The organism is Cupriavidus basilensis OR16 (assembly GCF_000243095.1).
GTDB lineage: Bacteria > Pseudomonadota > Gammaproteobacteria > Burkholderiales > Burkholderiaceae > Cupriavidus > Cupriavidus basilensis_D.
This window is the reverse complement of record NZ_AHJE01000092.1, coordinates 19,758-27,330: the sequence shown is the minus strand read 5'-3', so window position 1 is coordinate 27,330 and position 7,573 is coordinate 19,758. Positions and strand designations below refer to the sequence as shown.

General features: G+C 65.5%; 4 protein-coding genes and 2 pseudogenes. 3 read left to right on the top strand and 3 right to left on the bottom strand.

Annotation, left to right across the window (positions count from 1 at the left end; genetic code table 11):
• From OR16_RS28880 to OR16_RS28870, 3 genes and pseudogenes are all read left to right on the top strand, one after another.
• A pseudogene (locus tag OR16_RS28880) lies at positions 1 to 542 on the top strand (TolC family protein); the annotation flags it as partial.
• Between the two features lie 82 nt (positions 543 to 624).
• Positions 625 to 1,878 carry an HlyD family efflux transporter periplasmic adaptor subunit gene (locus OR16_RS28875; protein ID WP_006162094.1) on the top strand — a complete coding sequence of 418 codons (1,254 nt, stop codon included), beginning with the start codon at positions 625 to 627 and terminating at the stop codon, positions 1,876 to 1,878.
• Positions 1,879 to 1,880: 2 nt separating this feature from the next.
• Entirely contained in the window at positions 1,881 to 3,482 is a 1,602-nt protein-coding gene (locus OR16_RS28870) for a DHA2 family efflux MFS transporter permease subunit (protein ID WP_006162089.1), read from the top strand.
• 106 nt (positions 3,483 to 3,588) lie between these two features.
• Here the strand turns inward: OR16_RS28870 and truB are convergent, their stop codons facing one another.
• From truB to OR16_RS28855, 3 genes and pseudogenes are all read right to left on the bottom strand, one after another.
• On the bottom strand, positions 3,589 to 4,536 hold the full coding sequence (gene truB, locus OR16_RS28865) for a tRNA pseudouridine(55) synthase TruB (RefSeq protein ID WP_006162088.1): 948 nt from the start codon (positions 4,534 to 4,536) through the stop codon (positions 3,589 to 3,591).
• A 102-nt stretch (positions 4,537 to 4,638) separates the two neighbouring features.
• Positions 4,639 to 5,007, bottom strand: coding sequence for a 30S ribosome-binding factor RbfA (gene rbfA / locus OR16_RS28860; RefSeq protein WP_006162086.1), 369 nt, complete (start codon positions 5,005 to 5,007; stop codon positions 4,639 to 4,641).
• Between the two features lie 63 nt (positions 5,008 to 5,070).
• Positions 5,071 to 7,528 (bottom strand): annotated as a pseudogene (locus OR16_RS28855) (translation initiation factor IF-2).
• Positions 7,529 to 7,573: the final 45 nt, after the last annotated feature.

Here is a 7,573-nt window from a genome sequence, read left to right as displayed (position 1 = left end):
TGGGCCGCCGCCCGGACCTGGTAGCCGCACGCTGGCGCGTGGAAGCCAGCAGCAAGGACATCGAGGTAGCGGCGCACGGAATTCCTGCCCGCCGTCACCTTGACCGCCTTCGCCGGCGTGGCTTCGCTGGACCCGTCCAACCTGTTGATGGGCATCAGCCGGACCTTCGGCATCGGCCCGGCCATCCGCCTGCCGATCTTCGAGGGTGGCAAGCTGCGCGCCACGCGCTGCGCGAAACCGCCGACACGGTCGCCAGCATCCGCAGCGTGGACACGCAGATCACGGCCCAGCGCGAGGCGCTTGCCCTGGCCGAGCGCGCGTACTCACTGTCCACCATCCGCTACAAGGCGGGACTGGGCACCCAGCTCACCGTGCTCAATGCCGAAAGCAATGTGCTGCAGCAACGCCGCCTTGCCACCGACCTGCAGGCCCGCCGCCTGGACCTGCAGATGGGCCTGATGAAAGCGCTCGGCGGGGGTTACCAGGAACAAGCCGAAGGCGCCGGGACGGATGCACAAAAGCCGGCGGAGACGCGCGGCTAAGGCCGCCCGTCCTATACCCGTGCACTGCCTGAAGAACAACGAGCAGCACCGACAGCACCGACAGCATTCTTAAAAGACGATCATGAGCGATAACAAGCAAGCGGCCCAGACTCCCGCCTCCCCGGCGGCTCCCGTCAACAACAACGGCAAGCGCAGGCGCCTGCTGCTCTCGCTGACCGCCGCGGTAGTGGTGGCCGGCGTGGCCTACGGCATTTACTGGGGCCTGTACGCGCGCCATTTCGAAAGCACCGACGACGCCTATGTCGCGGGCAACGTGGTGCAGGTCACCCCGCTGGTCGGCGGCACCGTGATCTCGATCACCGCCGATGACACGCAACTGGTCACCGCGGGGCAGCCCCTGATCCAGCTAGACCGCGCCGATTCCCAGGTAGCGCTGGAGCAAGCCGAGGCGCAACTGGCGCAAGCCGTGCGCGAAGTGCGCACGCTTTACGTCAACAACGGCTCGCTGGCTGCCAACGTGGCCATGCGCGAGGCCGATGTGGCCAAGGCCAGTGAAGACCTCAAGCGCCGCATGGCCATCGCCGGCTCCGGCGCGGTCTCGGGCGAGGAAATCTCACATGCGCAGACCGCGCTCACCGCAGCCCAGTCGGCGCTGCTGGCCACGCGCGAGCAACTGGCCTCCAACAAGGTCCTGACCGACCAGACCACGGTGGAGAAGCACCCCAATGTGCAGCGCGCGGCCGCCAACCTGCGTGCCGCCTATCTCGCCTTTGCCCGCTCGACGCTGCCCGCGCCGGTGACCGGCTACGTGGCCAAGCGTTCGGTGCAGGTGGGCCAGCGCGTGGCCCCGGGCGCCCCGCTGATGGCCGTGGTCCCGCTGGACCAGGTGTGGATCGACGCCAACTTCAAGGAAGTGCAGATCACGCATATGCGCGTGGGCCAGCCGGTGACGCTGGAGGCCGACCTGTACGGCTCCAAAGTGACCTACAACGGCAAGGTGGAAGGCTTCTCGGCCGGCACCGGCTCGGCCTTCTCATTGTTGCCGGCGCAGAATGCCACCGGCAACTGGATCAAGGTGGTGCAACGCCTGCCGGTGCGCATCGCGCTGGACCCGCAGCAACTGAAGGACCACCCGCTGCGGGTCGGCCTGTCGATGAACGTGACGGTGGACGTGCGCAAGGAAGAGGGTGCGGCCATGACCAACGCCACGGTTGCGCGCCCAATGCAGACCGACGTCTATGAGAAGGTCGCGCAAGACGCCGACGCGCTGATCACCCGCATCATCTCGCTGAACAACGGCGGCCGGCAGGCGGGCGAGCCCATGGCAGCACCGGGATCGGCGCCCGCCGCCGCGGCCAAGCCCGCCAACACCTGAACATGGCTACCTCCCTCCCCGCGCGCGACGGCGCCGCGCCTGGCGCCCCGCCGCCGGCCGTGCGCGCCGCGCCAGTGCCATTGTCGGGCGGCAAGCTGATCGTCGGCACGATCGCGTTGTCGCTGGCCACGTTCATGAACGTGCTCGACTCTTCGATCGCCAACGTATCGATCCCGGCCATCTCGGGCGACCTCGGCGTGGCGCCCAATCAGGGCACCTGGGTCATCACCTCGTTCGCGGTGGCCAACGCCATCTCGGTGCCGCTGACCGGGTGGATGACCACGCGCTTCGGCGCGGTACGGCTGTTCATCACGTCGATCCTGCTGTTCGTGATGTCGTCGTGGCTATGCGGTGTCGCGCCCAACCTCGAAGTCCTGCTGGCCGCGCGCGTGCTGCAGGGCGCCGTGGCCGGGCCGATGATCCCGTTGTCACAGTCGCTGCTGCTGTCGAGCTATCCGCCCCAGAAGAGCACCATGGCGCTCGCCCTATGGGGCATGACCACGCTGGTGGCGCCGATCATGGGGCCGCTGCTGGGCGGCTGGATCTCGGACAACATGACCTGGCCGTGGATCTTCTACATCAACATCCCGGTGGGCCTTGGCGCCGCCTATGCCACCTGGGTGATCTACCGCGACCGCGAGACCGCCATCAAGATCCTGCCGATCGACCGGATCGGGCTGGCGCTGCTGGTGATCTGGGTAGGCTCGATGCAACTGATGCTCGACAAGGGCAAGGAGCTGGACTGGTTCCACTCGACCTCGATCGTGGTGCTGACAGTGGTGGCCATTGTCGGCTTCCTGTTCTTCCTGATCTGGGAGAGCTACGAGAAGCATCCGATCGTCGATATCACCTTGTTCAAGGGACGTAACTTCAGCGCGGGGGTGGTGGCCATCTCGGTCGCCTACGGGCTGTTCTTCGGCAACCTGGTGATCCTGCCGCTGTGGCTGCAGACCATCGTCGGCTATACGGCCACGGATGCCGGCATCGTCATGGCGCCGGTCGGGATTTTCGCCATCCTGCTGTCGCCGGTGATCGGCAAGAACCTGCCCAAGATGGATGCGCGCTGGGTCGCGACCCTGGCCTTCGTGACCTTTGGCGTGGTCAGCCTGATGCGCTCGGGCTTCACCTTGCAGGTCGATACCCGCACGCTGATGATCCCGACGCTGATCCAGGGCGCGGCGATGGCGATGTTCTTCATCCCGCTGACCTCGATCATCCTGTCTGGCCAGCCGCCGGAGAAAATCCCGTCGGCCTCCGGGGTGTCCAACTTCGTGCGGATCACGTTCGGCGCGATCGGTGCGTCGATCTCGACCACCATCTGGGAGAACCGCACGGCGCTGCATCACGCGCAACTGGTGGAGCAGGTCAACCCGTACAACCCGGCCTATGCCGATCAGCTCAATCACCTGATGCAGCTGGGCATGAGCCAGGCCCAGGCCAACGGCCAGATCGAGCGCAGCATTTCGCAGCAGGCCGCCATGCTGGGCGCCAACGATATCTTCTGGATCTCGGGCGTGCTGTTCTTCGTGCTGATCGTCTTTGTCTGGCTGACCAAGCCCAAGAAGGGAGGCGATCTGGACGCCTCCGCCGCCGGGGCGCACTAAGCGCGCCCGATGCACCCGATGCACAGCGAGGCCGATGCCGTTACAGGCATCGGCCTCTTGTCTTTCACGCGCTGCTCGGCGCGCCTAGCAGCGCGATGCGAGTGCCTTACAGCTTGACCAGCCGTTCGGGACGCAAAGCGCCTTCACGCATGCGCGCCACGCCGAGCAGGCGGCGCGGCTCGCCGCCGTAGACGCTGGCGAGTTCGTCGTCCGCGAGCGCCACGCCGGCCGGAAGGTCGCGTTGCGCGATGCGCTGCCCTTGCAGGAAGCGAGCCATCGCCGCCTCGTCAAGCGTCACCACGGCGCAGCGCTGCAGCAGCGCATCGACGGGCGCGAGCATGCCAGGGCGCTCGTCGTCGGTGCGCTGCTCGATTTGCTCCAGCGTCACCGCGCCGTCCAGGCTCAGGTCGCCGACCGCCGTGCGGCGCAGGCCGGTCAGATGCGCGCCGCAACCGAGCGCCTCGCCGATGTCTTCGGCCAGGGTGCGGATATAGGTGCCCTTGCTGCAAGTCACACGCATGCTGAAGGTGGGCGCCTGCGGCAGCCCGCAATCCAGCAGCGCGATTTCATGGATGGTGACGCGCCGCGCGGCGCGCTCCACCGTCTGGCCGGCACGCGCGTATTCGTACAGCGGACGCCCGTCCTTCTTCAGCGCGGAATGCATCGGCGGTACCTGCTCGATTTCGCCTGCGAAGCGCGACATCGCAGCGCGCAGGGCATCGATATCGCAGGTTACCGGGCGCTCCGCGATCACCTCGCCTTCGGCGTCTCCGGTAGCGGTCTTTAGCCCCAAGCGCACGGCGGCTTCATAGGTCTTGTCGGCCTCGAGCAGATCTTGCGAGAACTTGGTCGCCTCGCCGAAGCACAACGGCAGCAAGCCGGTGGCCAGCGGATCGAGCGTGCCGGTGTGTCCAGCCTTGAGCGCGCGCAACATGCGCTTGGCACGCACCAGCGCGTCGTTGGACGAGAGGCCGAGCGGCTTGTCGAGCAGCAGCACGCCATGCACCTCGCGGCGCGGTTGCCGGGGCGGGCGATTGTTTTTGGGATCGGTCATGACGGGGGAGCTATGTGACGCCGGCAGGTACTTCAGGGCCGGACGCGACCAACAGGTACGAGCGGGGGAACGAGAAAACGGCCCGTGGGTACGGGCCGTGTTTCAGTCTTCTTTTGCGCGCGTGGAGTTGGCTTCTTTGATCAGCTTGGACATCTCGATCGCCTGTTCCACCGAGGTATCGTGGAAAAAGCGCAGCGTCGGCACGGTATGGATATGCAGCCGCTTATAGAGCAGCGAATGCAGATAACCGGACTTTTCGTTGAGGATGCCCTCCACTTCCGCGGCATCGGCCGCCAAGACGGTGAAGTACACCTTGGCGTGCGCGTAGTCGGGGGTCAGCGTGACCGACTGCAGTGTGACGAGCCCCAGGCGGGGATCGCGCAGCTCACGCTGGATCATCTCGGCCAGGTCGCGCTGGATCTGGTCGGAAATCCGGAGATTACGAGAGGAGATATTGCCTTTCTTGGCCATTCAATACGCTTGCTGTCGAGAAGGGCAGCGGCGGGCCAGTTGGCCCGCCGCCCGCAACACGCCTTACAGCGTGCGCGCCACCTCGGTGATTTCATACACTTCGAGCTGGTCGCCTTCCTGAACATCGTTGAAGTTCTTGACCGACAAACCGCACTCGAAGCCTTGCTTGACTTCCTTGACGTCATCCTTGAAGCGCTTGAGCGAATCGAGCTCGCCGGTATGGATGACCACGTTGTTGCGCAGCACCCGTACCAGGGCGGTACGCTTGACCAACCCGTCGGTGACCATACAACCAGCCACCGCGCCAATCTTCGGCACGCGGAAGACCTGGCGCACTTCGACCGTACCCAGCGCGACTTCGCGCTTTTCCGGTGCCAGCATGCCCGACATTGCCGCCTTGATCTCGTCTACCGCATCGTAAATGATGTTGTAGTAGCGAATATCGATGCCGTTGTTCTCGGCCAGCTTGCGCGCACCAGCATCGGCACGCACGTTGAAGCCGATGATGACCGCCTTCGAGGCCGTGGCCAGGTTGACGTCCGACTCCGAGATGCCGCCCACGCCGCCGTGCACGATCTGAACGCGCACTTCTTCGGTGGAGAGCTTCTGCAGCGATTGCACCAGTGCTTCCTGCGAACCCTGAACGTCGGCCTTGACGATCAACGGCAGCGTCTGCACTTCGCCTTCGCTCATCTGCTCCAGCATCGTTTCGAGCTTGGCCGCTTGCTGCTTGGCCAGCTTGACGTCACGGTACTTGCCTTGGCGGAACAGCGCGATTTCACGCGCCTTGCGCTCGTCCGGCAGCACCAGCACTTCTTCACCAGCCGCCGGCACTTCCCGCAATGGCTTCCTTCGTCTGCGGCATCACGCCGTCGTCGGCCGCGACCACCAGGATCACGATGTCGGTTGCCTTGGCACCGCGAGCACGCATGGCCGTGAAGGCCTCGTGACCCGGGGTGTCCAGGAAGGTGATCACGCCGCGCTCGGTTTCCACGTGGTAGGCACCGATGTGCTGCGTAATACCGCCGGCTTCGCCTGCCGCAACCTTGGCACGACGGATGTAGTCCAGCAGCGAGGTCTTGCCGTGGTCGACGTGACCCATCACGGTCACCACCGGCGGACGCGGCAGCTGCTCGGCGTCGGTGTGGTCTTCACCACCCACCACCAGCAGCGCTTCCGGATCGTCCAGCTTGGCGGCAAACGCCTTGTGGCCCATTTCTTCCACCACGATCATGGCGGTTTCCTGGTCCAGCACCTGGTTGATGGTCACCATCTGGCCGAGCTTCATCATCTGCTTGATGACCTCGGAAGCCTTGACGGCCATCTTGTGCGCCAGGTCGGCCACCGAAATGGTCTCGGGGATGTGCACTTCGCGCACCACCGGTTCCGTCGGCGCCTGGAAATTCGTGCCGCGATCGTCTTGCTGGTGACGGTTGCCACGGCCGCGCGGACCGCCGCGCCAGCCGCCTACGCCACCCGACGAATCGCCGCGGGTCTTCAGGCCGCTGCCCTTCTTCTTCGAACCTTCGTCCTGCCAGGTCGAGGAGGTCCCTGCCTTCACTACCTTGCCGGTCTTCTTGTCGACGGTGGTGGTAGCGGTGGCGGTGGTCGTGGCAGGCTTCTTCTCGTCTTTCTTGACTTCAGTGCCAGGCGGCTTGACCGGCTTGTGCAGCGTGCCGGTCTGCTCGGCCTTCTTTTCCTCGGCCTTGCGTTCCGACGGCGCCTTGAGCACGCGCGCCGGGGCATTCAGCATCTGCTGAATCGCACGGGCTTCGGCTTCGGCGGCCTCGCGGCGCTTGCGCGCTGCATCCTGCTCGGCACGCGCCTTGTCGGCAGCCTGCTTGGCATCGTCGGCGGCCTTCTGCGCGGCAGCGCGTTCGGCGGCCAGGCGAGCCTTCTCGTCTTCGGCCTTCTTGCGCGAATCGTCGTCTTCCGGCGCCTTGGCCGTAGCGGCGGCGCGCAGGGCAGCAGCTTCCTCTTCCGCCTTGCGGGCGGCGAGCTCAGCCTGGCGGCGTTCTTCGGCCTCCAGCGCTTCCTGCTTGGCGCGACGCTCGGCTTCCTCGCGTTCGGCCGCTTCCTGGCGTGCCTTCGACTCGGCTTCCTGGCGTGCCAGCAACTCGGCCTGCTGACGATCTTCCTCGTCCTGGCGTGCCTGCTCGGCCGCATCGAGCGGCAGCTCGACCACTTCGTGGCCGTCTGCGCCGTCGGCGGAAGCCTCGTCGCGCTTGATCAGGACGCGCTTTTTGCGCACCTCGACCTGCACCGTGCGAGTCTTGCCGGTGGAATCGGCTTGGCGAATCTCGGAGGTTTCACGCTTGGTCAGCGTGATCTTCTTGCGCGCGCTGTCATCGGCCGCCCCGTGGGAACGCTTGAGGTAATCCAGCAACTTGGTCTTGTCGGATTCGGTGATGATGTCGTCAGGCGTCACCTTGCCCACCCCAGCTGCCTGCAATTGTTCCAGCAGGGCAGCTGCGCTGCGGCTCAGTTCTGCGGCCAGTTGGGCAACTGTTGTGCTTGCCATTCAAACCCTTTCAATGCTCGGTTTATACGTCGGGACAATTGTGTG